Origin of the sequence: Silvibacterium acidisoli, assembly GCA_022870745.1 — a bacterium.
Taxonomy (GTDB): domain Bacteria; phylum Acidobacteriota; class Terriglobia; order Terriglobales; family Acidobacteriaceae; genus Silvibacterium.
In genome coordinates this window covers 2,520,155-2,545,625 of record CP085323.1, presented here as the reverse complement: position 1 = coordinate 2,545,625, position 25,471 = coordinate 2,520,155, and the positions used below count along the sequence as shown (strand labels likewise).

The 25,471-nt window shown below is 59.8% G+C and carries 23 protein-coding genes and 1 other RNA gene; 13 read left to right on the top strand and 11 right to left on the bottom strand.

Annotated features, from left to right (window positions below; genetic code table 11):
* Nucleotides 1-23: 23 nt before the first annotated feature.
* The 9 genes from LJD29_RS10660 to dprA form a co-directional block, all read right to left on the bottom strand.
* On the bottom strand, nt 24-2,744 hold the full coding sequence (locus LJD29_RS10660) for an ABC transporter permease (protein ID WP_446745740.1): 2,721 nt from the start codon (nt 2,742-2,744) through the stop codon (nt 24-26).
* A gap of 3 nt (nt 2,745-2,747) precedes the next feature.
* Nucleotides 2,748-3,101 (bottom strand): PadR family transcriptional regulator, encoded by a 354-nt coding sequence (locus LJD29_RS10655; protein WP_446745739.1) that lies wholly within the window; start codon nt 3,099-3,101, stop codon nt 2,748-2,750.
* A gap of 57 nt (nt 3,102-3,158) precedes the next feature.
* Nucleotides 3,159-4,769 (bottom strand): cryptochrome/photolyase family protein, encoded by a 1,611-nt coding sequence (locus tag LJD29_RS10650; RefSeq protein WP_446745738.1) that lies wholly within the window; start codon nt 4,767-4,769, stop codon nt 3,159-3,161.
* A gap of 224 nt (nt 4,770-4,993) precedes the next feature.
* Nucleotides 4,994-5,950 (bottom strand): cupin domain-containing protein, encoded by a 957-nt coding sequence (locus tag LJD29_RS10645; RefSeq protein WP_446745737.1) that lies wholly within the window; start codon nt 5,948-5,950, stop codon nt 4,994-4,996.
* A 117-nt stretch (nt 5,951-6,067) separates the two neighbouring features.
* Nucleotides 6,068-6,352 carry a DUF427 domain-containing protein gene (locus LJD29_RS10640; RefSeq protein WP_446745736.1) on the bottom strand — a complete coding sequence of 95 codons (285 nt, stop codon included), beginning with the start codon at nt 6,350-6,352 and terminating at the stop codon, nt 6,068-6,070.
* A gap of 73 nt (nt 6,353-6,425) precedes the next feature.
* The gene (locus tag LJD29_RS10635; RefSeq protein ID WP_446745735.1) at nt 6,426-6,884 is read right to left on the bottom strand and encodes a DUF4760 domain-containing protein; all 459 of its coding nucleotides are present in this window, start codon (nt 6,882-6,884) and stop codon (nt 6,426-6,428) included.
* A gap of 86 nt (nt 6,885-6,970) precedes the next feature.
* Nucleotides 6,971-7,891, bottom strand: a complete 921-nt coding sequence (locus LJD29_RS10630; protein ID WP_446745734.1) for an ankyrin repeat domain-containing protein — start codon at nt 7,889-7,891, stop codon at nt 6,971-6,973.
* A gap of 97 nt (nt 7,892-7,988) precedes the next feature.
* Nucleotides 7,989-10,610 (bottom strand): type I DNA topoisomerase, encoded by a 2,622-nt coding sequence (gene topA, locus LJD29_RS10625; protein ID WP_446745733.1) that lies wholly within the window; start codon nt 10,608-10,610, stop codon nt 7,989-7,991.
* Nucleotides 10,611-10,790: 180 nt separating this feature from the next.
* Nucleotides 10,791-11,966: a DNA-processing protein DprA gene (dprA, locus tag LJD29_RS10620; protein ID WP_446745732.1), complete on the bottom strand. Its 1,176-nt coding sequence runs from the start codon at nt 11,964-11,966 to the stop codon at nt 10,791-10,793.
* A 144-nt stretch (nt 11,967-12,110) separates the two neighbouring features.
* Here dprA and LJD29_RS10615 point away from each other — a divergent pair, with 144 nt between their 5' ends.
* Together LJD29_RS10615 and LJD29_RS10610 are read left to right on the top strand one after the other, a co-directional pair.
* The gene (locus LJD29_RS10615; protein ID WP_446745731.1) at nt 12,111-12,980 is read left to right on the top strand and encodes a menaquinone biosynthetic enzyme MqnA/MqnD family protein; all 870 of its coding nucleotides are present in this window, start codon (nt 12,111-12,113) and stop codon (nt 12,978-12,980) included.
* A 50-nt stretch (nt 12,981-13,030) separates the two neighbouring features.
* Nucleotides 13,031-13,678 carry a VTT domain-containing protein gene (locus LJD29_RS10610; protein ID WP_446745730.1) on the top strand — a complete coding sequence of 216 codons (648 nt, stop codon included), beginning with the start codon at nt 13,031-13,033 and terminating at the stop codon, nt 13,676-13,678.
* 22 nt (nt 13,679-13,700) lie between these two features.
* On the opposite strand, the gene LJD29_RS10605 is transcribed toward LJD29_RS10610, so the two are convergent.
* Nucleotides 13,701-14,717, bottom strand: coding sequence for a beta-ketoacyl-ACP synthase III (locus tag LJD29_RS10605; RefSeq protein WP_446745729.1), 1,017 nt, complete (start codon nt 14,715-14,717; stop codon nt 13,701-13,703).
* Between the two features lie 114 nt (nt 14,718-14,831).
* Nucleotides 14,832-14,929, bottom strand: an RNA gene (gene ffs, locus LJD29_RS10600) — signal recognition particle sRNA small type.
* Nucleotides 14,930-15,015: 86 nt separating this feature from the next.
* Between ffs and LJD29_RS10595 the strand changes: the two genes are divergently transcribed.
* The 11 genes from LJD29_RS10595 (at nt 15,016) to ribD (ending at nt 25,464) form a co-directional block, all read left to right on the top strand.
* On the top strand, nt 15,016-15,528 hold the full coding sequence (locus tag LJD29_RS10595; protein ID WP_446745728.1) for a Uma2 family endonuclease: 513 nt from the start codon (nt 15,016-15,018) through the stop codon (nt 15,526-15,528).
* 294 nt (nt 15,529-15,822) lie between these two features.
* Entirely contained in the window at nt 15,823-17,355 is a 1,533-nt protein-coding gene (gene rimO / locus LJD29_RS10590) for a 30S ribosomal protein S12 methylthiotransferase RimO (RefSeq protein WP_446745727.1), read from the top strand.
* A gap of 10 nt (nt 17,356-17,365) precedes the next feature.
* On the top strand, nt 17,366-17,596 hold the full coding sequence (locus LJD29_RS10585; RefSeq protein WP_446745726.1) for a DNA gyrase inhibitor YacG: 231 nt from the start codon (nt 17,366-17,368) through the stop codon (nt 17,594-17,596).
* Nucleotides 17,574-18,080 (top strand): phosphatidylglycerophosphatase A family protein, encoded by a 507-nt coding sequence (locus tag LJD29_RS10580; protein ID WP_446745725.1) that lies wholly within the window; start codon nt 17,574-17,576, stop codon nt 18,078-18,080. The genes LJD29_RS10585 and LJD29_RS10580 overlap by 23 nt, the downstream gene beginning before the upstream one ends.
* Before the next feature lie 29 nt (nt 18,081-18,109).
* Nucleotides 18,110-19,156 (top strand): gluconolaconase, encoded by a 1,047-nt coding sequence (locus LJD29_RS10575; RefSeq protein ID WP_446745724.1) that lies wholly within the window; start codon nt 18,110-18,112, stop codon nt 19,154-19,156.
* A 43-nt stretch (nt 19,157-19,199) separates the two neighbouring features.
* Complete coding sequence (locus LJD29_RS10570; RefSeq protein ID WP_446745723.1) at nt 19,200-20,453, top strand: competence/damage-inducible protein A; 1,254 nt, start codon at nt 19,200-19,202, stop codon at nt 20,451-20,453.
* A 13-nt stretch (nt 20,454-20,466) separates the two neighbouring features.
* Entirely contained in the window at nt 20,467-21,105 is a 639-nt protein-coding gene (gene plsY / locus LJD29_RS10565; protein ID WP_446745722.1) for a glycerol-3-phosphate 1-O-acyltransferase PlsY, read from the top strand.
* Complete coding sequence (locus LJD29_RS10560) at nt 21,102-22,109, top strand: NAD(P)H-dependent glycerol-3-phosphate dehydrogenase (RefSeq protein ID WP_446745721.1); 1,008 nt, start codon at nt 21,102-21,104, stop codon at nt 22,107-22,109. Before plsY ends, LJD29_RS10560 begins: the two co-directional genes overlap by 4 nt.
* A gap of 151 nt (nt 22,110-22,260) precedes the next feature.
* Nucleotides 22,261-23,253 (top strand): HD-GYP domain-containing protein, encoded by a 993-nt coding sequence (locus LJD29_RS10555; protein ID WP_446745720.1) that lies wholly within the window; start codon nt 22,261-22,263, stop codon nt 23,251-23,253.
* A gap of 48 nt (nt 23,254-23,301) precedes the next feature.
* Nucleotides 23,302-24,267 carry a signal recognition particle-docking protein FtsY gene (gene ftsY / locus LJD29_RS10550; protein WP_446745719.1) on the top strand — a complete coding sequence of 322 codons (966 nt, stop codon included), beginning with the start codon at nt 23,302-23,304 and terminating at the stop codon, nt 24,265-24,267.
* Between the two features lie 30 nt (nt 24,268-24,297).
* Nucleotides 24,298-25,464: a bifunctional diaminohydroxyphosphoribosylaminopyrimidine deaminase/5-amino-6-(5-phosphoribosylamino)uracil reductase RibD gene (gene ribD / locus LJD29_RS10545; RefSeq protein WP_446745718.1), complete on the top strand. Its 1,167-nt coding sequence runs from the start codon at nt 24,298-24,300 to the stop codon at nt 25,462-25,464.
* The last annotated feature ends 7 nt before the right edge of the window (nt 25,465-25,471 follow it).

Below are 25,471 nucleotides of genomic sequence, written 5' to 3'. Positions count from 1 at the left end.
GCTTCAGTCGCTGAGGTCCAAAGCTACTCCGCGCGGAGCGCCTCAACAGGGTTCACTCCTGCGGCGCGACGCGCGGGCAGCCACGCCGCAACTCCTCCGCAGATCATCAGCAGAATCGCGACCGCTGCCAGCGTCCATCCGTCGTGCGCGGAGATGCCGAAGAGGAAACTCTGCACCAGCCGGCCTGCGCCATACGCGAGCCCCATGCCGATTACGATACCGGCAATCACCAGGACGCCCGCCTGCCGCATCACCAGCCACACTACGTCTTCCTTCTGAGCGCCGAGAGCGAAGCGGACACCCATCTCCCGCGTGCGCTGGCTTACGACATACGCGAGCAAGCCATAGAGTCCCGCAACGCACAGCAACAGCGCCGAACCGGCAAAGACTTCAAGCAGCTTCGCAGCAAGCTGCTGGCTGCCAAAGGAGTCTTCGACGATCTGGTCCATAGTGCTGAACTTTGCGTCGGCCAATTCAGGACTTGCCTGCTTCAAAATCGCGCGCAGTTGCGGAATCATCTCCGACGGCGGACGCTGCGTGCGCACTGCGAGATCCATCGCGACGCCTTCGAGTATTGCATAGAAGCTGCTGCCCGGCTTTACCTGGTCGGGCAACACCTGGATCTCGGGAGACGCCTGCACGCCGATCTTCCACTGATGCATATCGTCGAGAATGCCTATGATGGTTGTCTTCGTATTCTCGTTCTTTTCTCCAGGCTTATTACTGATCGACATGAGCTTAAGACCGATTACTTTATTGAGGTCCTGCTCGTGCGGCGCAAACGCCTTGGCAAAAGCCTGGTTGACGACGGCTACCGGCTCAGAGGACGGGGTGTCATGTTCATTGAAGTAACGGCCTTTCAAAATGGAGAATCCGAAGACTTTCTGCAGATCGGGGGTCGCCGCTTTGAACATGGAAGAGGTGGTACCGAGCCCCTTCGCCTTGTCACCTTCGAGATACATCATCACGTTGAAGGTGTTGCCAAGAGGCACTTCCGTCACGAGACCTGCAGACTGCACTCCCGGTAAATGCTGTGCTCGCTCCAGTAACGGCATATAGATTTCCTGTGCCGCGTTAATCTTTGCGAAGCGGTACGTGGGAATCTCCATGTTAGCCACGAGAATGTGATCGGTACGGAAACCCAGCGGAGTATGCCGCAGCGCATAGATTGTGCGCAGCAACAGTCCACAGCATGCGAGCAGCGCGAGAGACATCGCGATCTCGGCTATGACCAGCCCGCCGCGCAGACGATTCTGTCCCTTTGCTGTCCCGCTTTGAGCTCCGCCCTGCCGCAGAGCTGCTTCTATAGGTGAGCGCGCGGCCATCCACGCGGGCCATGCCGAAGACAGGATCGCTGAAATGACTGTGAGCGCAATGAGGAGCAGCAATACCCTTGGGCTTAGACCAGCCACAATCCCCGCAAAGGGTGCGAGCCCTGCAGTCGGAAGATGGCTTAACAGGTGATTAAAGAGAGTAATCGCTGACAACGCCAGCGCAATGCCCAGCAGCGCAGCGCTCATGCTTAACAGGAGCCCTTCAATGACCAACTGCTGTGTCAATCTCCAGCGGCTTGCCCCAAGCGCACCGCGCATTGCGATTTCGCGAGCGCGCACTGATGCCTTCACCAGAAGCAGGTTGGTTGCGTTCAGACAGGCGATCAGCCAGAGCAATCCCGAGGCACCCAGCAACGCAAGCAGCGCGTGGTTTGTAGACTTATCGGCGCCTATCGATGCAAACGGATCCATCTTGATGTGATCGATATCCTTGGCCCAGTCCGGCTGCGCGATGCTCTTTTGGATTCGCATTTGAATCTGCTGCATCTCCGCATTCGCCTGGGCGATGGTGATTCCAGCCTTCACGCGACCCATCACCTGATACTGCGACGCATAACTGCGCTTGGCATCGTCAGCGCCTAGCTGTATCGGAGACCACAACTGCGGAGTAATCGAGTTGTAGGGGAAATAGAAGCCCTTCGGCATCACTCCAAGGATGCGATAAGGCTCGTCGTTGATCTGGACTGTCCTGCCGACGATTCCCCGATCCGAATGGAAAATCTCGCGCCACGCTAAGTCATTGATAACGACAGTGTGATCGTCTCCAGCGACGGCCAGCGTATCCGGACGCGCACGCAAACCGGAACCGAATTGAGGAGTCACTCCGAGCAGGCCAAAGAGATTTCCGCTTACCTGTGTGAGTGCCACCTGCGTGGCTGTGCCGTCTACATTCAGGAAGCTGCGCCCGCTTACCTGTCTGTAAAAGGCGAATCCTTCGAAACTCTTGGCCTGCTCACGCCAGGCCTGAATATCCGGAAACGAAGTCTGGAAACCCAGCCTCTGATCTTTGCCTGCCGGCGAGATGGTTACCAACCGCGACGGATGCTTGTACGGCAAAGGCCGCAACATGGTGCGATCCACCACGGTGAACATCGCCGTGGCTGCGCCGATACCCAGCGCGAGTGTGCCGATCACGGCGCAGGCGAAGCCCGGCCCTTTACGCATCTGGCGGATCGCGTAGCGCGCGTCCTGCGCGAAGGATTCCAGCCTCTGCCATCCCCATGAACTGCTGGTGACGTCTTTCACCAGCGCCGCGTTGCCGAACTCCGCTGTTGCCTTGTGGTGGGCGGTGGCAGCATCCGCTCCGGCGGCGCGATTATCGGCCTCGGCCATGGCCAGGTGCGCGGCGATCTCCTCGTCGAGCTCCGACCGCTTCGCTTCACTGCTGAAGAATCTGCGCCAGGAGCTCATGGTTTACGCTCCCGTCTCGGGGCTCATCACCCCGGCCATCGCGGCCACCAGCGTTTCCCATTTCGAGCGGTCGCGCACCAGCTGCTTCCTGCCTTCGGCGGTGAGCTGGTAGAACTTCGCGCGCTGGTTCTGCTCGGTCTGTCCCCACTCGCTCTCGATCCAGCCCTGCTTCTCCATGCGATGGAGCGCGGGATACAGCGAGCCGGTCTCTACCTGAAAGACCTCGCCGGAGCGCGCACGGATCACCTGGCTGATGCCGTAGCCGTGCTGGGCTCCCCAACGGAGCGTCTCGAGCACCAGGAGATCGAGCGTGCCCTGAAGAATTTCAATGCGATTGCGATACTGTTGACGAGCCATGATGTAGAGACACTACATCCCGAGCCGGTAGCCTGTCTACAGCCTTATTCAGACGCCTCAATATTCAGGCAGCTTGAAACTCCGCAGGTGGGCGATCGCCTCATCGGCACGCTCGCGCAAAGCCCGCATTTCGTCTTTCGATTTTTTGCGCAGGGTTACGTACGGCATCTGCAGTCGGAAGTTGCTGCCCAACACTTTTTCATTGCGCTCCAGGAAGGTCCAGTAAAGCGCGGTAAATGGGCATGAACCTTCTCCTGTCGCCTTTTTAGGGTCGTACTGACAGCGTCGGCAGTAGTTCGACATGCGGTTAATATATGCCGCACCGGAGACATACGGCTTCGTCGCGGTCACGCCTCCGTCCGCGTAAGTGGCCATGCCCAGCACGTTCGTTTCGACGACCCAGTCATAGGCGTCCACATAGGCAAACCAGAACCAGTCGGTCAGCTCGCGCGGCGAGAATCCGCATAGCGTCGCCAGGTTCGAGAGCACCATCAGCCGCGTGATGTGATGCGACCATCCTTCGTGGACTACCTGCTCGACCACGGTATCCATACAGCGCAGGCCCGACTTCACGCCCCAATAGACGGCAGGCAGCGGCAGGTGTGCGCCCAGCGCTGACGGCGTGGCTCCCGCATAGGGATCGGGCTTGCCGCTGGGCGCTGGATAAGCCTTGTCGTGAACAGGTTTCCTGCGTTTCTCCTGCGCGATATCGAGCAGCCGGTAGCCATCGGTCTGCTCGTGGATATGGCGCATAAATTCACGCCATCCCAGAATCTGGCGGATGAACCCTTCGGCACTCGCCAGCGGCAGTTCTCCTTTATCCGCCTGCGCCGCCACCTCTCGCAGCAGATCGGCAGGCAGCAGCCGCCCAAGATTGATGAGCGCCGACATGCGGCTGTGAAAGAGGTGCGGCTGGTCGTCACGCATCGCATCTTCAAATGGGCCGAACATCGGCAGCAGCTTTTTGCCGACGAACTTCCACATGGCGTCGCAATCCTTCTGTGTCGTGGGCAGGTTGAAGCCTTCGGTCGTTCCAAAATGGTGCGCGTATTCCTTGTCGATGTAGGCAATGACCTCGCGCGTGATGGCATCCGGCTCATAGACCGGAGGGATCGGCACCGCGACTTCGTTCTTGAACGGGCTGCGATTGTCCGTGTCGAAAGAGAACTTGCCTCCAACAGGCTTTTTGCTTCGCTGCATCAGGATGCCGGTCTTCTCGCGCATGTGGCGATAGAAGCGGTCCATCACGTAGCTCTTGCCCGCCTTGTATGCCCCGAAGACGCCGGTGAAATCTTCTACCGTCGAGAGCCACGTGGTGTCCGGGACCTCGTTCAGCTTCAGTCCGTCACGCACCGCCTGCGCCATGTCGAGGCGTAACTCGCGCTCCGCCGGACGCATCATGGTCAGTTCAGGCAGGCCTCGCTCAGGCTGCAATGCAACCAGCGCCTGACCGTGGCTCTTCGGAGAAAAATGATAGAGCACGCTGCATCCGCGCTCGGCCTGCTCAAGAGCGAAGTGGCGCATGTTGGCGATCAAAAGCACCAGTTTTTTCTTGTGATAAGGGCGCCGATGGGCCTTGGCCGTCGACTCGACGATGACGATGCCCGTGTCTTTTGCAGGCTGGTCGGTGAGTGGCCCGGTACGCTCGGTGAACCGGTCGTAGGGCACATAAATCCAGCGCCTGTTGTGGAGGTCGGACTTCGTTGGTTCTGCCTCTCGAATCCTGCCCTGAAACCCCTGCATGATGGTGGGATGAGCTGTTATGAGGGGCAGAAAGGGACAGACCGGCAGGTCTTGGATCAGGCCATAAAGGCGGGGTCAGACTTGCGGCATCCTGCAAAGGAAAAGCCGCCGGGCTGAACCTCCGGCGGCTTCCCGATTCAGATATCTGCTTAGTCTTCCTTGTAAAACTGGATGTCCAGCGTGCGCAGGTAGGTGTGTAAACCCGCGTCCTGGATGGGCATCACGTAAGCGTCAGCGCCTGATTCGTTCACATGCTCATGCCAGTAGCCGGGAGGCGTCACAAAAGCGGTGCCGGTCACCCAGTCCACGCGGACAGGATCTTTGATCAGGCCGTTTTCGCCGAGCTCTTCGCCCACCAGGGTGTAGACGCCCGGTTGCGCCGAAACCACGAAATCGAGCGCGACGGATTGATGGCGGTGCGGCAGCTGCCGAGTGCCTGGCGTGATAATGCCAAACATCGTCCACAGCGTGTGCGTAATGGTCATCGTCTGCGCAAAGCGCTTATTCGCCAGCAGCACGCTCACCCGGCTGCGCGTGGAGGCTTCAGGATCGTTCTTCGCTGCTTCGAGCTCCGCCATTACGCTTTCACGCGTGTAGAGCGTAGGCGCAAACCGGCTTTCCGAGCGGCGCGCTCCGAGATAGGCGAAGAGCGGTGAATCGTTGACGACGTAAAAGGCGGTATCTTCTTCAGCGAAATGGATGGCTTCGAGGCCAGGAAGCACGAGAAAATCGCCGGCCTTCCAGGAAATCGCACCTTCAGCAGTTTCGGAACGCCCCTTACCCCGAATGACGAAGTAAAATTCGCTGCCCGCATTCGGAGATGTCGCGAGCTTCTCACCCTTATTGATGTGCAGAAAACTCGCCAGCAGTCCGGGACCGGTCGCCGGATAAGGCACGCGCAAATCTTCCTGAAGATTCAGGGGTACCGCGCGTGTTTCGCCCTCGGCGTAGAGTTCGGCCCCAAAAACCTTAATAGGGATCCGGGGGGTAGCACCCGATTCGATGGGATTTGCGGCCTTGCTGTACTCGAAAATCTGTACATCTTCGCGAAGGCTGGCGCCTGGAATAGGAGGAACAGCAGCGTAGACCGCGGATGAAGAACTCATTGGGTTATCTCCTTTGGGGAGCAAAAAGCGCGGAGGGCAGCCAATCAAAGCCACCCTCGCCTTATTCTAGACCCGAAATACTAACTTTCCTGGAATCAAGCACATCTGCGGCTCGATTTACTTCTCGATCTCGACGCCCCGCCAGAAGGCGATGTGGCCTTTGATGTTTCGGGCGGCAGGCTTTGGATCGGGGTAATACCATGCGGCATCCTGGTTTTCCTGCCCATCGACGAGCAGGCTGTAGTAGCGAGCCTGTCCCTTCCAGGGACAGGTCGAGGTGGTCGAACTGGGGCGCAGGTATTCGCGATTGACCGCACTCTCGGGGAAATAAAGGTTTCCCTCCACGGTTTCAACCTTGTCGCTCTCCGCGATAACCTTGCCGTTCCATACTGCCTTTGCCATTGTTTCCAGACCTTCTTTTCCAAAAATACGGACTCTGGTACCTTACCAGATCTTTCGGCTGCCCTGCCTTTACCTAGTCCATCGGCGGAGCTTTGCGGGCTGCTTCGCGCCGTTCCGGAATCAGCTTCGCCATATTGTCCACGAGTGTGCGGGCCTCGGGAAACTCCTGGACGATCCTTTCGATCTTGGTGAAGCACCAGGGGCGCTTGGTCCGAATCTGGGGCAGCATCGGTTCGAAGCGGGCAAACAGCGCGAACGGCTCCGTGTTGCAGTCGAGGAAGAGCTCGGCGTTCAGCGCGCCGTGCAGAACGAAGGATGCCGCCATGTCCCAATACGAAGTCACCTGCCGGAACCAGGCATTCTTCTCCGAAGTCGCGTCGGCCAGCAATGCAAGCACTTCCTCGGCCGTCTCCGGGAAGTACCGGATCACCATCCAGTAGCGGGCCTTGCGCAATGTTTCCTCGGTGCGCAGTTCGTACAGCTTCAGGATCAGGCCGGCGTCATCGGTCGTGGCAAGAGTCGATTCAAACATAAATCCCTCGGTGGTTCAGAAATCAGTTTTGCCAATCTTAACGAGAATCAGCACTCGTAGAGATTACATGCAATCCCCAAACGTCGTTAATGGGCGCCGTGCTCCTGCAGCAGCTTGGCGACTTCGGTTTTGCTGTTCCTGATTGCCATTTCCAGCGGCCTGTGCCCCTGATCGTCCTTGGCGTTGACGTTAGCCCCCTTGGAGAGCAGGAGTTTCGTGACCTCCACATAATTCCCTCCCCAGTCGAAGTTCGAGTCGTCGTCGATGGCGGCACGAAACAGGGCTGTCTGGCCCTGATTATCCACGGCATCGATCTTCGCGCCCTTGGAAAGCAGCAGTTCCACCGAATCGACGCGCTCCTCGCTGACAGCATGCATCAGCGCCGTTTCTCCATCCGCGTCCTGATCCTCGATCTTTGCGCCATGCGCCAGCAGCATGGTTTCGGCCTCGGTATGATCTTCGTCGGCCGCGAGCATCAGTGCCGTCATACCGCGCTTCTCTTTGGCTTCGACGTTCGCGCCCTTGTCGAGCAGGGCCTGCAGGATGTCGGTGTTCCGGTAATTCAGCGCGGCCAGCAGGAGGGGTGTGTATCCGTTCGAGGTCGGCGCTTCTACATTTGCCTTCTTGTCGAGCAGTATGTGCACAATTTCCAGGCGGCTCGCGTATTCGGTGCGGGGAATCTTTCCATCTCCGCCGACGGCCCAATTGAGGGCTGTTCCCTTGGAGTTGGACTTCGCATCAACGCTGGCGCCCTTGCTCAACAACAGCCGTACCACTTCGACGTTCGCGTGCTCAGCGGCAACCTTCAACGCAGTCTGCTCGCTGTCGTCGCGGCCTTCCACATCCGCACCCTGCGCCAGCAGTGTCTTTACAACGCCGGCGTTGCCATCTTCTGCTGCCTGGATCAGCTGCTGATTCAACTTCTCGGTATTGGACTGGGCGATGCCGTTTGCTGAGGCGAGCGACAGCAATATGGAAACAGCGGAGGCGAAACGCAGCTTTGTCATCAGGGCTCCCCACGAAATGTTGCCGGGCTGAAATACTGCTTCACTTGACGCACGCAGAGCCCGGCGGAGGATTCCACCGGGCTCTGCTTGTCTTCGATCAGGCTACAGGTTGTTCTACAACGGGACCGTGAGTCTTCGCGGTCGGAGGCGCTGCGGGCGGCTCCGGCGGAGGAGCGTCACGCAGCCGCTTGGTGTAGCTGCAGGTCACATCGCCCTCGGGCTCGCCCTTTTTCTTCCGCTTCTTCGGCGCGTCTTCCTCTTCCGCCGAAGGCTTCTTGTTGTTCGGGCAGACCAGGTAGACACCTGACTTCAGCGTCTTCTCCATCAGGTACGGTGAGCCGCACTCCGGGCACTTCTGGTCAACCGGCTTGTAGTTCGCCGTGAAGTCGCACTTCGGATACTCCGAGCAGCCATAAAACAGGTTGCCGCGGCGCGCCTTCTTTTCAACGATCTCGCCCTCTTTGCATTGCGGGCACTTTACGCCGATGGTGTTCTGCTTGATGTACTTGCACTTCGGATAGCCCGAGCAGGAAACAAACTCGCCGTACTGTCCGTTGCGAAGAACAAGCTGCTCGCCGCACTTCGGGCACTTCTCGTCCAGCGGCTGCGGGGGCTTCTGCTGCTGTTTCTGATTGAGGCGGCGCACCGTCTTGCACGGAGGATCCTCGTTGTATCCCGGGCAGGCCATGAACGGGCCCCAGGGACCATTGCGAAGCACCATCACGCGGCCGCAGTTTTCGCAGTACTCTTCTTCCTGCTCTGCCTCCTCACTGCCTGCGACATTCAGGTTTGGCTTCGCCTCGAAGTTCTCTTTCGTGAAGGTGCAGCTACCCTTCTTCTTCTTGTCGTAGGCGCTGCAGGCGTAGAAGGAGCCGAACTTGCCCCACTTCAGCAGCAGCGGAGAACCGCACACGTCGCAGGTCTGATCCGTGGCCTTCTCCATCCGCTTGATGTCTTCCATGTTTTCGCCGGCGACTTTGAGTTCCTTCTCGAAGTATCCGTAGAAGCCGCCAAGCAGCTGGGTCCACTTCTCCTTGCCGTCTTCGATGTCGTCCAGCTCTTCTTCGAGACGGGCGGTGTACTTGGTATCGAAGATGTAGGGGAAGTTCTTGACCAGCAGACCGGTCACCACCGTGCCGATTTCCGTCGGAACAAAGCGTCCCGTGCGTCCGCCGATCTTCTGGACGTACTCGCGGTCCTGAATGGTGTTGATGATGGAGGCGTAGGTCGACGGGCGGCCGATGCCGCGCTCTTCCAGCTCCTTCACCAGCGACGCTTCGTTGTAGCGTGGCGGCGGCTCGGTGTAATGCTGTTCCGGTTGCAGTTCCTGCAGGGCGAGCTTGTCGCCAGCGTTCAGCGCGGGCAGCTTGTTGGCAAGCGCTTCGTCGTCTTCGTCCTTCTTTTCCTTCGACTCTTGGTAGACCTTGAGGAAGCCGTCGAATTTGAGCACCGAACCCGTTACGCGGAAGTCGTAGCTGCGATCGGCCTTGGCGACGATGTCCACCGTCGTCTGGTCGAAGATCGCGGGCATCATCTGCGAGGCGACAAAGCGCTGCCAGATGAGCTTGTACAGCTTGTACTGCTCGTCGGAGAGGTACTTCTTAATGTCGTCGGGATGCAGCTCCGCATCCGACGGACGAATGGCTTCGTGCGCGTCCTGAGCGTCCTTCTTCGACTTGAAGGTGTTCGGCGCCGACGGCAGGTACTTGTCACCGAGCTTCGCCTGGATCCAGCCGCGCACCGAGGACAACGCCTCGGGCGAGACGCGGGTCGAGTCGGTACGCATATAGGTGATGAGACCGACGGTTCCCTTGCTGCCGAGATCGATACCTTCGTAAAGGCGCTGGGCAACGCCCATTGTCCGCTTCACATTGAAGCCGAGCTGGCGGGAAGCATCCTGCTGGAGCTTCGAGGTCGTGAACGGAGCCGCTGGGTTGCGCTTGCGCTCCTTGCGCTCGACATCGCGAACCGACCAGTCAGCCTTCTTCAGTTGCTCGACGGCTGCGTCGGTCAGCTTCTGGTCAGGCAGCGACGGCGCATCTACTGTTTCAACCTTGGCGCGCTTGCCGTCGATACCCATGAAGCGGGCGGTGAAGTCCTGCCCCTTCGGAGCCGGCTGCAGCAGCGCATCGATGGTCCAGTACTCGACTGGATTGAAGGCGTTGATTTCCCGTTCGCGCTCGACGATCAGGCGCAGGGCGACGGTCTGCACGCGTCCCGCCGAGAGTCCGCGGCGAACCTTGTCCCAGAGCAGAGGAGAGATCTGGTAACCGACGATGCGGTCGAGCACGCGGCGAGTCTGCTGCGCATCAACCAGGTTGCGGTCGACGGCGCGGGCGTGCTGGAAGGCGGCCTGCACGGCCTTGGGCGTGATCTCATTAAAGGTTACGCGGTGAATCGCGCTCTTGTTGACGGAGCCCTTGAGAACTTCTTCGAGATGCGCGGCAATCGCCTCGCCTTCGCGGTCAGGGTCAGGCGCGAGATATACACTCTCCGCCTTCGACGCCAGCTTCTTCAGGCGGTCGACGACCTTTTCCTTACCGGGAATGACAATCAGTTCCGGCTCAAACGTGCCGTCTTCGAGGTCCACGCCGATCTTGTTCTTCGGCAGGTCCATGATGTGGCCGACCGAAGCTTCGACGGTGAAATCCTTGCCGAGATACTTATTGATCGTTTTTGCCTTTGCCGGCGACTCGACGATCACGAGAGATTTGCTCATTATTTTCCTTTGTAGCCGGAACGGATAGTAACAGAGTGCGCGGTGCATCCGGAGTGACGGCTGTCAGTTCGCATTCGATGCTCGTCACTGTCCTTCAGATTCAACCGGCGATACCACAATCTGTAAATCGCTGATCCGTTATGGCCTTGCATCGCCCCGCCCGATTTCCGCCCTGTTCGGCTAGAAGGTCTTGACGTAATTCTTCCCCGGAAGTTGACGGATGCGGCCCGCAAGTTCCAGTTCGAAGAGTGCCGTAAATACCTCGGAGGAGCTTAAGTCAGCCTCCAGCTTTTCCATGATCTCGTCAAGTTGCAGGGCTTCGTCGTGGCGGAGCACCTGCATTACCCGGGATTCATTCGGGGGCAACGGCTCAATCGTAAAGAGAGATGCAGTGGTATTAACTTCCGATGCAACCCCGTGACGAGATTCCAGAGCCACGCGCACCGGTGTCGACAGGTCTTCCCAGACATCCTCCCAGGTCGCGGTCAACTTAGCACCCTGCTTTATCAATGTGTTAGGGCCCCATGCGTTCTTGGTGGTTACATTTCCGGGAACGGCATAGACGTCCCGGTTCTGCTCGATCGCGCAGCGGGCGGTCACCCGGGTGCCGCTGTACTCCGCTGCTTCGATTACCAGAACGCCAACACTCATTCCGCTCAAAATGCGATTCCGGCGAGGAAAGTTGGGCGGGGCCGGATAGGTCCCCAACGGATATTCAGAGACGATCGACCCTCCGCCTGCAATGATCTGCTCGGCAAGTGATTTATTTTCTTTCGGATAGACCACATCTACGCCTGTTCCCCAGACGGCGATGGTCGGGGCCTTGGCCGCGAGTGCTCCTTTATGTGCTGCCGTGTCCACACCTCGCGCCATTCCACTCAAAATAACGAGCCCTTTGTGCGCCAGATCGCGCGAAAGCATCTCCGCCATACCCGTTCCATAGGGAGTGGGGTGGCGGGTGCCGACGACGGCGATCGATGGCTCACTCAGGAGTTCGACGTTGCCGCGCACCCAAAGTAAGGCCGGCGGGTCGAAGATCTCACGAAGACGTTCCGGGTAAAGATCGTCGGAGTAGGTGAGGAAGTCGCCGCCGGTCGCCGCGAGGGCCTCAATCTGTTGATCGGCAGCCCGCCGCGCCTGCCCGTCGGCGATAAACTGCACGCTTTCTGCCGGGAGCTGAAGGGCCTCGAGCTCTGTCAGGCCGAGCGCGAGAACCCTGGCAGCAGAACCAGCGCGGCCAACCGCGCGCAAAATCCTACGCGGGCCCAGCTGGGGGGTAAGGGCAAGCGCAAGCCAGCTCACGCGCTCTTCCGTCAGGGCAGAAACAGCCGATGCGGACGAAGTCAGCAGTGTCATCGATTCTCCGTTGCGCGGAGCGGAGTCCGCAAAACCTGTTTGAAATGAAGGATTTTCTCGGAGAGTATTGTCCGCCTGATGCGAAGTCAATAGGCGGCGGAGGTCTTCCGGTTACGGAAGGCTAAGCCTGTTCTAAACTGGGGAGTGAGTCACTTTCAGAATAAGTTCATTCTTGCTGCTATCGATTTCATCAATCCTGCCCCGCTGATGTGGGATTTTGAACACGAACCGAGGCGGAGCGAGCTGCTCCAGCGGTATGAGATCCACTTCTCCACGCCAGCGGAATGCGCACGCCGTGTCGCCGAAGGCTCGGCCGATGTGGGTCTGATTCCCGCAGCCGGCTACGAACGGATCGGGGGAGCGAAGATCATCCCCGGATGCACGGTGGCTTCGCTTGGCCACATCCGGTCGATTCTGCTGGTGACCCGCGCTGGCGCGGACCTGTCCGGCATTCGCAAGGTTGCGCTCGACACCTCGTCGCTCACTTCCGCAACGTATACGCGCATCCTCTTCCGAAAGTTATGGAAGGCGGATCCGGAATTTGTGAATCACGCGCCGCAACTCGACCTCATGTTGCAGAACGCCGATGCCGCCCTGTTGATCGGCGATCCGGCGCTGCTGGCTCTTGAAGATCGTGAAGAGCGGGAAGAGCGAACCGGCGAAAAGCTTGACTATCTGGACCTCGGCGAAGAATGGGTCCGCTGGGCAGGCGTGCCGTGGGTTTCGGCCTTCTGGGCCGTGCGTGGTGAGGCGTTCCATTCTGGAACTGTCAGCCCTGTTGAACTGGTCGAAGACTTCCAGCGATCGCGCGACCATGGACTGGCCCATATCGAGGACCTGGTTCGCGAGTGGGCGGTGCGGGTACCTGTTCCGGCCGACACCCTGCGCACCTATCTCTCCAGCAACATTCATTACGTACTGGACCAGCCGTGCCTCGAAGGCCTCGGGATGTTTTATCGCTATGCGGCCGAGTGCGGCGCCCTCACGAACATTCCCGAACTCAAATTTCTATAAATCGCAATTAGATTTCTGACTTTAAAGAGGTTTCACGCGTCATAAACGGCGTGGGCTTCGCTCCGCAACACGCCGCGCACCGCCACCTGATGCCGCACTGGCTCATCCATCTGGGTGGGGTCGGCGTTTTTGTGGTCTCTTTTATCGATGCTTCGATCGTCCCGCTTCCTCTGCCGGGCAGCACAGATCTTCTGCTTCTCTTGCTGACGGCGAACCGCGGAAATCCGTGGCTGCTGGGGGGACTTGCGATCACCGGCAGCATTATCGGGGGATACATGACCTGGGCTGCCGGGAAAAAGGGCGGCGAGGCCATGCTGCAGCGATATGTCCCGGCGCGTTTTCTCAAGCCAATCAGCCGTTGGGTTCAAGGGCGCGGCATGGTCGCAGTAGGAACCGCGGCCATTTTGCCGCCTCCGATTCCACTGATGCCATTCCTCGTGGCATCCGGAGCGCTCGGCGTTTCAAAGCGGCAGTTCCTCGCGTCCTTCTCGCTGGCGAGGGCTGCGCGTTACGGATTTCTTGCGTGGCTTGGCGCGACGTATGGCAGACGGGTGATACGCCTCTGGTCGCATTACCTGGCCGGCTGGTCGACACCGGTTTTGTGGGTTTTCTTCAGCCTGCTGATTGCGGCCGTGATCTTCGGAATCTGGAAATTCAGACGGGACCGGGTGCCCCACTCAAGCCAAGTTCGCGCTTGAGTGGGCCGCCCGGCTTTCAGTCTTAAATCTCCCAGCGCAGCAGGCAGGAGCCTACGGTAAATCCGGCTCCGACGCTGGTTGCCAGCACCAGATCTCCCTTGTGCAGGCGGTTTTCTTCGCGGGCGGTTCCCATGGCCAGCGGAATGGTTCCCGCCGTAGTGTTGCCGTAGCGATCGATGTTGATGGCGACGCGCTCGAGCGGCAGGCCAAGGCGTTCGGCGCTGGACTCGATGATGCGGCGATTTGCCTGGTGCGGCACAAAGCAGGCGATCTGGTCGATGCTGACTCCGTTGCGGTTCAGAACCGCTTCCGAGGTCTCAACCATCTTGCGCACGGCAAACTTGTAGACGGCCTGTCCGTCCTGGTGGACATAGTGCAGGCGGTCGAGAACGGTCGCTTCGCTCGCCGGATGCAGGCTGCCTCCACCGGGCATCTTGAGCGCGTTTGCGCCCGAGCCGTCGATCTCATGCACAAAATCGACCATGCCGATCTCGCCTTCTTCGGCCGGCTCGATCAGCACGGCTCCAGCGCCATCTCCGAAGAGCACGCAGGTGGAACGATCGGTGTAGTCGATGATGGACGACATGGTGTCCGCGCCGATGACCAGCACTTTTTCATGCGCCCCGCTTTCGACCAGCTTGGCGCCGACCTGCAGGGCGTAGACGAATCCGGAACAAGCTGCGGAAAGATCGAACCCCCAGGCACCCTTCGCACCGATGCGGTCCTGCACGATGCAAGCGGTCGCGGGGAAGAACATATCCGGTGTAATGGTAGCGACGATAATGGCGTCGACCTGGGAGCCGTCAATGCCGCGGTCGGCAAGGCATTTCACAGTTGCCTGGTAGGCAAGTTCGCTGGTTGGGGTGCCTTTTTCGACAATATGGCGTTCGCGGATGCCGACGCGGCTGAAAATCCACTCGTCGGTGGTGTCGACCATCTTTTCGAGGTCTTTGTTCGTGAGAAGACGCGGGGGAACGTATGTTCCAAGAGCACTGATTTTAGCGCGTCGTGAAACACGCGGACGCACGACAAGACTCAATGAGGTTCTCCAGGATAAAACGAATTTGAACAGTATGATTTTCGCCGACTTAGCGGATTGCTGTCCACGAACGGGGAGCGAATGGCGACTGGAGAGAGTTGAAAGGAAACGAAAATGTACCGGGTGACCTACTGCGCACGTACTAGCCCGTTACCGTTGCTTCCTTCCGGACCTGGCGGGGTTCACGAGATTTCGCCGCGTAGGACCCGGCACACGTCCTATGGTAACACCTTGAAGCCGCGTTACACATGCCCTGTATCCAGAGCCGGTGCTAGACTTTTGCACAGGAGGGACCACCATGGCAGCACATGCCTTTGTTCCAGTGGAGGTCTATCTGCGCTCCTCCCAATACGAACCCGATGCTGAATATGTCGACGGGGAGATAGAAGAACGGCCTATGGGTGAGTACGATCACGCCTCCTGGCAACAAGCCATTCAGCGCTTTTTCTGGAAGCACGAGCAGAAGTGGGGAGTCAGGGTGCGTCCCGAATTGCGGGTGCAGATAAAGCCCACCCGCTTCCGCATTCCCGATGTCACGGTGCTGGATCGCAGCCTGCCGGTCGAGCAGGTGATCACGCATCCGCCGGTTGCGGTCTTTGAGGTTCTTTCGCCCGAGGACACGATGACGCGCGTAATGCGCAAGCTCGACGATTACTCGGCAATGGGTATCCCGCAGATATGGGTGATCGATCCGGAGACGAAGCAGGCTTACCGGTACCTTGCCGGAAAGCTGGAGCTCGCTACGACCTTCGGCGCGGCCGAAGATGCGATGCGTTTCGAGATTGCCGAGATCGAGGCTCTGCTCGACTGAGCAAAGCGATTTACCACAGAGGACACAGAGAGCACAGAGAAAATCTTTGCGGGTTTTCTTTGCGTTCCTTTGCGTCTTTGCGGTGAATTGACAGAGTTGTTCACCGCAACGACGCAAAGGTTTCGCCAAGGTCGCCGGGGCGTCGTTTGTCATCCGGACAAGGCCGAGGCTTTTGGCTGGGCGCAGAACCCTCTGTGTTCCCTATGCCGTGGCGGAATATTCGGTCCGGGATGGCACGAAGGAACCACGTAATCCAGCCGCCGATTTCGCCCGTTTTCCGGTAAAATGGAGCTTGTGACCGAACTCCTTCTCGATGGCCCTGTTACGGGCGTCGACTCCGCAAAAACCGAAAATTCCGCCGCGAAGCCCAAGATCGGCTTCGTCAGCCTTGGCTGCCCCAAAAACCTTGTCGACAGCGAAGTGATGATGGGCCTGCTCGACCGCGCCGGCGCTCAGATGACCTCTGACGTCGAAGCCGCGGAGATCCTGGTCGTCAACACCTGCTCGTTCATCGACGCCGCCAAGCAGGAATCGGTCGATACCATCCTCGAGATGGCGCAGCACAAGACCACGGGCAAGGCGCGCAAGCTGATCGTCGCCGGCTGCCTCGTCGAGCGCTACCGCGATGAGATCCGCAAAAATATCCCCGAGGTAGACGCGGTCGTGGGGACGGGCGAGCTTGAGAATATTCTCGCCGCCGCCGGACTTTCAGCACCTGCTCCGCAGATACAGGAGCCTACGCCATTCACAATCCTCTCTGCCTCGCAGGCTGCGCGTGCCGAAGGCGACCTGCGCGAATCGCAGGGACGCTTTGCGCGAACTGATTGGGATGGTGCCGAGGCGCAGCTTCCGCAGTATCTGTACGACCACACCACGCCGCGTTTGCTGGCGACGAAGAAGGCTTCGGCTTACATCAAGATTGCCGAAGGCTGCGACCATCCCTGCGCCTTCTGCGTGATTCCGAACCTGCGCGGCAAGTTCCGCTCGCGGCGCTTCGAGTCGGTCATCGCTGAAGCCGAAAGCCTGGTAGCGCAGGGAGTGCGCGAGATTACGCTGATCGGGCAGGACACGACCTGCTACGGCGAAGACATGGGCATGAAGGACGGCCTGGCGACACTGCTCGACCGGCTGGCGCAGATACCGAATCTCACCTGGCTGCGCTTCCTCTACGCCTATCCCAACAAGGTCACAGGCAAGCTGCTTGAGACCATCGCCAAGCACCCGAATATCGTCAAGTACCTCGACGTTCCGCTGCAGCATGCTGCCGGACCGGTGCTGAAGAGCATGAAGCGCGGCGCGAACGCCGAGATCTTCCTCAAGACGGTCGCCAAGGTTCGTGAGGCTGTTCCGGATGTCGCCCTGCGCACTTCGTTCATCGTTGGCTTCCCGGGTGAAACCGAGGAGGACTTCGAAACGCTGTGCAACTTCGTTCGCGAGGCGAAGTTCGACTGGCTGGGCGTTTTCACCTACTCCGATGAAGAGGGTTCCAAAGCTTTCGACCTGGGCGAGAAGGTTCCGCAGCGCACTATCGAACGCCGTAAGCGCGAACTGATGAAGATCCAGCAGAAGATCAGCAAGAAGGCCAAGAACGCATGGGTAGGCCGCGAGCTTGACGTGCTGGTTGAGGGCGAGTCGGAAGAAACTCCGATGCTGTGGGAGGCGCGCAGCCAGTTTCACGCCCCCGAGATTGACGGCACCGTTTACATCAACGATTTCGGCCCCTTCGAAAGCCTGACTCCGGGCCGCTTCTACCGCTGCGAGATCACCGAAAGCCACGACTACGATGTGGTCGCCCGGGTTATCGCGGCAAGCCCCGAATCGGAATAACAGGTTAAGTATGCCCGCAAAGAAAAAAGTCGTACTGCGCTGCCCGACCTGCCGCACGCTGGTCACGGCCACGGACGAGAATTTCCCCTTCTGCAGCGACAAGTGCCGCGTGATTGATCTTGGCAAGTGGGCAAGCGGCGCTTACAAGATTTCCTCGCCGATTCTTGACCCGGATGTATTGGAAGGTCTCGGCGAAATGCAACGGCCCCGCGGTGACGATGACGACGACTTCCGCAACTAACGCCACGACGAAGAGGACCGGCTGGGCCTGGGCTCTCGGAACATTCTTTGGCGCAGGACTGATCAAGCCCGGCCCGGGAACGTGGGGATCAGTCGCAGCTGTCATTCTCTGGTTCGCTGCCGCGAAACTGGCCCATCCTTCCACCACCTCGCTTAGAATCTCCACGATTGTCGCGGCTGCCGTTGCCACGGTCGCCGGTATTGCGGCCGCCTCGATTGTCGAGAAGGAGAGCGGTCGCGAAGACCCGCAGCACGTCGTCATCGACGAGGTGGCCGGCCAGTGGATCACCCTGATTCTGTGCCCTGTCGATCTTGCTCACGCTGCGCTCGGGCTGGCGCTCTTCCGGCTTTTCGATATTTTGAAGCCACCTCCTGCACGGCAGCTTGAGAGTCTGCATGGCGGCTTGGGTATCATGATGGATGACGTGGCCGCGGGCTTTTACGGATTGCTCGTTTTCGCTATGATCATGCGCTTCTGGCACTAGATGGCGCGGAGAGTTGGAAGCAGTCGAATATGGTGTCTCTCATCAAACCCGAAACCGGCCCCGCTCCTCACATCGAAGAAATCGATCCGACGGCGGTGCTGCCGGGTGGTGAAATCGAAATTCACGGAACCAATCTCGGCCCGGTTGCCAACCGCCGTCCAGTAGCAATGGTCGGGGACCTCGCTGCACAGGTGCTGCTGAGCCGTGAGAGCCGCCTGGTGCTGCAGATTCCGGAAGAAGCCGAGGGCGGCACGCTGCGCATTCTGCAGAACGGTGCGCAGAGCAACACGGCTGACGTGGCTATCGGCAACCTTATCGCAAATGAGGTGCACATGGTTGCGAATCCGGCAGTCGACGCCAATGGCAATATCTTCGCCACGTTTTCCGGAGCACGCGGGCAGGAGACTCCGGTCTCGATCTTCCGCATCGATGCCAGCGGCGAATCGCAGGCCTTTGCGAGCGACATCATCAACGCGACCGGCCTGGCGCTCGACGACGAGGGCACGCTTTACGTGTCGTCACGGCATGAAGGCGTGATCTATCGCGTCACTCCTGCTGGCGCGGTATCGGTATATGCCGAAGGCATGGGCGTTGCGACCGGCATGGCCTTCGACGCGCAGCGGAACCTCTACGTAGGCGACCGTAGCGGAACCATCTTCAAGATCGCTCCGGACCGGCAGATCTTCGTCTTTGCCACCCTTGAACCGAGCGTATCGGCATACCATCTGGCTTTCGGCCTAGACGGAACGCTGTATGTGACCGGTCCTACGACTTCGAGCTTCGACAATGTCTACGCCATCAATGGCAACGGTGAAATTTCCGTTTATTATCGTGGCCTTGGGCGCCCGCAGGGTATTGCCGTGGACATCGCCGGAAGCGTCTATGTGGCGGCCTCCATCGGCGGCAGGCGAGGCATCGTATGCCTGCCCCAGTCGGGAGACGCTCACCTTGCAGTTGCTGGTTCGGGGATTGTCGGCTTTGCGTTTGTACCCGGCGGAAGTGCGTTGGTTGCAACCAGCAAGGCCATATATGATGTAGCGTTGGGGATTGAGGGCTACCACGTCCTTCAGGGATGAGGCTCGCGATTCCATTTGATTTCTCGCGACTGTCTGGAGCTCGATGAACTCGGAGATCATTGCAATTGGCTCGGAGTTGCTGACGCCGCACCGGCAGGACACTAACTCCCTTTTCGTTACGGAACGGCTGAATACGCTGGGTGTAAGCGTGGTCTTCAAGACCATCGTCGGCGACCGCCCGCGGCACCTCATCTCCGCGATCCAGACCGCGCTTTCCCGGACGGACATCATCGTCATCATGGGCGGGCTTGGCCCCACCGAGGACGACCTGACCCGCGAAGCCGCGGCCCACTCCCTCGGCATCGCATTGAAGCGGGACCATACCATCCTCGCGGGGCTTTACACGCGTGCCGCCGAACGCCGCAGCACAATGACGCGGAACAACGAAAAGCAGTCCGACATTCTCGAAGGAGCAATCGTTCTCGAGAACCCACGCGGAACGGCTCCCGGCCAGTGGCTCGATACGGTCTACGGCAAGCACCGCAAGCTGGTACTGCTGCTTCCCGGACCTCCATCTGAGCTGAAGCCGATGTTCGATGAACAGTGCATGCCGCTGTTCAAGGAGCTGCTGCCGAATCGCTTCATGGCCGTTCGCACGCTCAAAGTGGCACTAATCGGCGAATCGGCGGCCGATGCGCGCATTGCCCCGATCTATCAGCAGTATTCCGACGTGGAGACGACGATTCTCGCGCATCTCGGAGACATTCAGCTAAGCCTGGTCTGCACCAAAGCCACGATGCCGGCAGCGCGGGCGCGCGTGGACGAGCTGGCCGGAAAGATCGAAGAAGAGCTCGAAGACCTGATCTATTCCTCGGAAGGCGAGACGCTGGAACAGATCGTTCTCTACTACCTCGGCATGAAGGCTTCGACGCTTTCTGTTGCGGAGAGCTGCACCGGCGGCCTCGTCGCCGAAAGGCTGACGAGCATAAGCGGAGCATCAAGGTCGTTCTGGGGCGGTGCGGTCGTTTACAGCAATGAGCTGAAGACGGAGCTGGCCGGAGTTCCGGCCGACATGATCGAGCGGCATGGCGCAGTCAGCCGCGAGGTAGCAGGGGCGCTTGCTGAAGGCATCCGCCTGCGCTGCGACACAACCTACGGGCTGGGCGTAACGGGAATCGCTGGTCCAACCGGCGGCTCAGAAGAAAAGCCGGTCGGGCTCGTCTACATTGGCGTGAGTGACGGAAAGAATACCGAAGTGATCGAGCGCCGCTTCAGCGGTGACCGGGCGCGCATCCGCGCCTACGCCAGCCAGACAGCGCTCGACCAGGTTCGCCGCCGCCTGATGCAGGACTGCTAGACTCATAAGTGCAATGCCCTTATCGACTTACTTTTTCGTTGCCGTGGGAGCATACCTGCTCGGGTCTATTCCCTTCGGGTTTCTCCTGGTGCGCGCAGTACTGAAAGAAGACATCCGCTCGAAGGGTAGCGGAAACATCGGCGCTACCAATGTTCTGCGCAGCGGAAACAAGGGGCTGGGGGCGCTGACTTTCCTGCTCGACGCCTGCAAGGGTTTCCTCGCGGTATGGCTGACGCAGTTCGTTCCTGCCGGTCAGGGAGTCTCCCGCCAGAACCTGCTGGCCATCGCCGCACTCTTCGCGATCCTCGGCCACATCTATACGGTCTGGCTACGGTTCAAAGGCGGCAAGGGCGTGGCGACGGCCTTCGGCGTATTCGTCGCTATCGCTCCCCTCGCAGCTCTGGCGTCGCTGGGCGTCTTTGCGGTGGTCTTCCTGCTGTCGAAGTATGTCTCACTGGCTTCGATTCTCGCCGCCATCGCCTTTCCCTGCTTTGCCATGGTCTTGCGGCACCCGGCTTACGGAAGCTGGCTCACGGCGGTGATCTTTCTCGCAGCCGTAATCGTGATCGCCAAGCATCACCAGAACATCGGGCGGCTGGTTCGCGGCACCGAATACCGTTTCGGCAAGAAGAGCGGAGCCGCAACCGCATGAGCAGAATCGCAGTCATGGGCGCGGGTGCCTGGGGCACCGCGCTGGCGTTGAGCATTGACCGCCGCGGCGATCACCAGGTGACTCTCTGGTCTCACACCGATGCGGTGGCCGACGGCATTGCGCGCAACCGCATCAATTCGGCATACCTGCCCGGAATTCCGATTCCGGAGAGTATCGCCGTCACCAGTGATATTCCAGCGGCGCTCAGCGAGGCCGACGTTCTGCTCAGCGTGATGCCTTCGCATCATGTACGCGAATCCTATTCGCTCTTTGCGCCACACCTGCGTGAGGGCCAGATCCTGGTCAGCGCTACCAAAGGCGTCGAAGACCAGACCTACCTCCGTATGAGCGAGGTCATCGGCGATACGCTTGCGCGCTTCGGTAAGCGCCTGCCGCTGGCTGTGCTGAGCGGACCGTCGTTCGCGCAGGAGGTCGCTGTGGGCGCACCGACGGCTCTCACCGTGGCGTCTGCCGGCCACGACGTGGCCGCCCGGATTCAGAATGACTTCGGCAGCTCCAGCCTGCGGGTCTACACCAACGAAGACGTGATAGGAGTGGAACTCGGCGGGGCACTGAAGAACGTCATCGCCATCGCCTCGGGTATCGTTTCGGGACTTGAACTTGGTCACAACAGTACTGCAGCACTTATCACCCGGGGTATCGCGGAAGTAACCCGTCTGGCAGTAGCCTGCGGAGGCCGCAGGGAAACCCTGTCCGGCCTCGCCGGTCTCGGCGACCTGGTGCTCACCTGCACCGGAGGGCTCTCCCGCAACCGCTGGGTGGGTATCGAGTTGGGGCGGGGAAAGACGCTGCCGGAGATCCTGGCCGGGCTGAACGGCAAGGTCGCCGAGGGAGTCAGAACCACCTTTGCCGCGCTCGGGCTTGCCGAGCAGTACGGGGTGGAGCTGCCCATCGCCTCCCAGATGGCCGCGATCCTGAATGGCGAGAGGTTGCCGGTGCAGGCGATCCAGGAACTGATGCGCCGGCCCGGACGGGATGAATAATCTGTCCTGTTTTTGCACACTCTGAGCGATGATCTGCACACTGTTGACGGCAAGAGTACGCACAGACTACGACTTTCGTGTGAGATTCAATCAGGGCTGAAAACACTAGACTTGGTAGCGAGAGAGGCTCTCACCTCACCCGACTGCCCTGATGACTCGCACATCTAAAATCCGCTGGATCATCTTCCTGCAGTCGCTCCTCGTTCTCGGTCTGGTCTCCGGGGCCATGTTCGGTGTGCATCGTCTCGCCCTGGTCGAGGGATGGCCGCTCTATGTCCCGGTGCTGTCTGTCCTCGGGCTTTGCCTGTTTTTTGCCGCACTTTTCACCTGGAAGTTCTCTCACGACTCGAACAAGCTGGCGCTCGCGATTGAGTCCGAACTGCTTAGCCATGCGGAACTTGTGGCGCGAGACCTGCGCGGCAGCGTCTATGAAGAACCGGCCACTGCCTGGCAGAACGCACTGCGCAAGCTCCAGGACTCGATCTTCGAAAAGCAGTCCGAAGCCGAACAGCATCGCGCTACGCTGGCCGAGCTGATGCACATGGTCGCGAAGGCGGTTGACGAGCGGACGAGTTACCTTCGAGGACACTCAGGCCGCGTTGCCGGGTACTCCGCACAGATCGCCACCGAGCTTGGCATCGAGCCTGCAAAAGTGGAGCGCATTCGTCTGGCAGCGCTGCTGCATGACATCGGTACCGTCGGTATCGAGGACGCCATTGTACGTAAAGATACTCCTCTGACCCCGGAGGAGTTCGACATCGTAAAGGCCCACACGGTGAAGGGCGCGGCCATCCTGCGGCCCATCGAAGCGCTGAAGGATCTGATCCCCGGGGTGGAGCTGCATCACGAATCGCTCGATGGGCAGGGCTATCCTTACGGCCTGCGGGGCGACGAGATCCCCATGATGGCGCGTGTGATTGCCGTGGCCGACAGCTTCGACGCCATGACGACCGCTCGCCCATATCAGGCGGCGATGGATCCCGCTTATGTGCTCGAGGTGCTGAAACGGCTGGCAGACAAGCGTTATGACCCTAACGCTGTCGATGCCCTGATCGAGCTTGTCCGCCGCGGCGAGATCGTCGCGAAAAACCCGCGCCAGCCCCTGTCATTCCCCCAACGCCGCGTCCTCTCGGAAGTCGTTTAGCCACTCCCGCGCTAAACTCGAGAGAGTAGCAGTGAGGTACTCCGAGTCATGATTCAAACGCTGTTTGGCAGCCTCAAAGAGGCGGAAGAACCACCTAAGCAGGGATTTTTCGACAGGATGAAGCAGGCGGTCTCGCGTACGCGCGAGAGCCTGGAGGATCGCATCGAAGGCGTCCTCTCGATGACCCGCGCGGTGGATGAGGACGCGCTCGAAGAACTCGAGATGAGCCTGATCGCCTCGGACCTCGGGGTGAATACCGCCGGTGAGATCATTGGCAACCTGCGCGAACGCGCCAAGCGCCAGCAGATCGAGAATGGCGCCGAGCTAAAGACGCTTCTCAAGGAACAACTCAAAAACATTCTCGATGAGCAGCAGCGGCCTCCGCGCGCCGTTGCCACCGTACCGGAAGTGATCATGATGGTCGGCGTGAACGGCACTGGCAAGACGACCACCAGCGGCAAACTCTGCGCGCATTTCCGCGAACAGGGCAAATCGGTCATGCTGTGCGCAGCCGATACCTTCCGCGCGGCGGCAATTGAGCAGCTCGAGGTATGGAGCGAGCGCAGCGGCGTAGAGATGATCAAGTCGAAGCAGGGCGCCGACCCTTCGGCCGTGCTCTTTGACGCCCTGCAGGCCTCGAAGGCCCGCGGCCGCGATTACCTGATCGTGGATACAGCAGGACGCCTGCACACCAAGAGCGGCCTGATGGACGAGCTGGACAAGATGCGCCGCACCACCCAGCGCATCATTCCGGATGCGCCCCACGAAGTGCTGCTGGTGATGGACGCGACCACTGGCCAGAACGGCTTACAGCAGGCCCGGCTCTTTACCGAAGCAGCCGGGGTGACGGGAATCGTGCTGACCAAACTCGATGGCACGGCCAAAGGCGGCATTGCCATCGCCATTGCGCGCGAGTTGAAACTGCCCGTGCGCTACATCGGTGTAGGCGAGAAGATTGACGATCTTCTGCCCTTCAACAGCGATGCTTTTGTCGATTCACTGCTTGGTGCCTAGCTTCTCCCTCGCAGGCTGAGAGGTAAGTCTGTGTCACAGGATCGTGCGTTGAACCCAGTGGTATTTTCGCCGGACGACGAGCAATGGATGCGGCTTGCGCTGCAACTGGCGCAGGAGGCGTTCGGGCTTGCCTCGCCGAATCCCTCTGTCGGCTGCGTGCTCGTAAAAAACGGCAGGATCATCGGCCGCGGAGCACATGTCTACGACAAGCGCGATCACGCCGAGATCGTCGCGTTGAACGAAGCCGGCGACGCAGCCAGGGGAAGCACCGCGTACGTCACGCTGGAGCCATGCAGCCATACCGGACGCACCGGCCCGTGCGCCGATGCGCTGATCGCTGCGGGTGTCGCCAGGGTTATCTGCGCGACGAAGGATCCCAATCCATCAGTAAATGGGCAGGGACTTGGAAAGCTGGAAGCGGCGGGCATCCCGACTGCCTTTGGACTGCTTGAGCGCGAAGCGCGTGCCTTGAACGATGGCTTCGCGCACTTCATCCAGCATCACCGCCCTTTTGTCACGCTCAAAACGGCGATGTCTCTCGATGGTCGAATCGCTCCGGCGCCGGGGAAGGTTCCGGCGGGCGCTCCTTACATGCTTACCGGCGAGGAATCGCTCGCGGCCGTGCAGGCGATGCGGCACCGGTCCGATGCGCTGATTACTGGCATCAACACTGTGCTTGCCGACGATCCCCTGCTGACGGATCGCACCGGGCTGCCACGCCGCCGCAAGCTGTTACGTGTGATTCTCGACTCGTCGCTGCAACTGCGCCTGGATTCGAAGATCGTGCGGACGGCTTCAGAGGATGTACTCGTTTTCTGCACCGCTCCAGTGCCGGAACGCCAGCATGTGCTGGAGGCTATGGGAGTCCGCGTCGAACGCCTCGATGGCACCGGAGGCAGTAGACGTATTGATCTGAAGAAGGTGCTGGAGCGGCTGGGCAGCATGAACATTACCAGCGCCATGATCGAGGCCGGCTCGCAGCTCAACACCTCGGCACTGGGCCTGGGGCTGGTCGATAAAATGCATATCTTCTACGCACCGGTCTTTCTTGGCGAAACGGCGGTGCCGGTACTTGGCCCTTTGGAACCGCTTCGGCCGGAGTTGCTCCACGTAAATCTGAAACCTTCCGGCCCGGATATCTCCTTCGAGGGATACATCCGCGATCCGTGGGCGGCGGCGGATTCGGGTCCGTCGTAAACTTGGA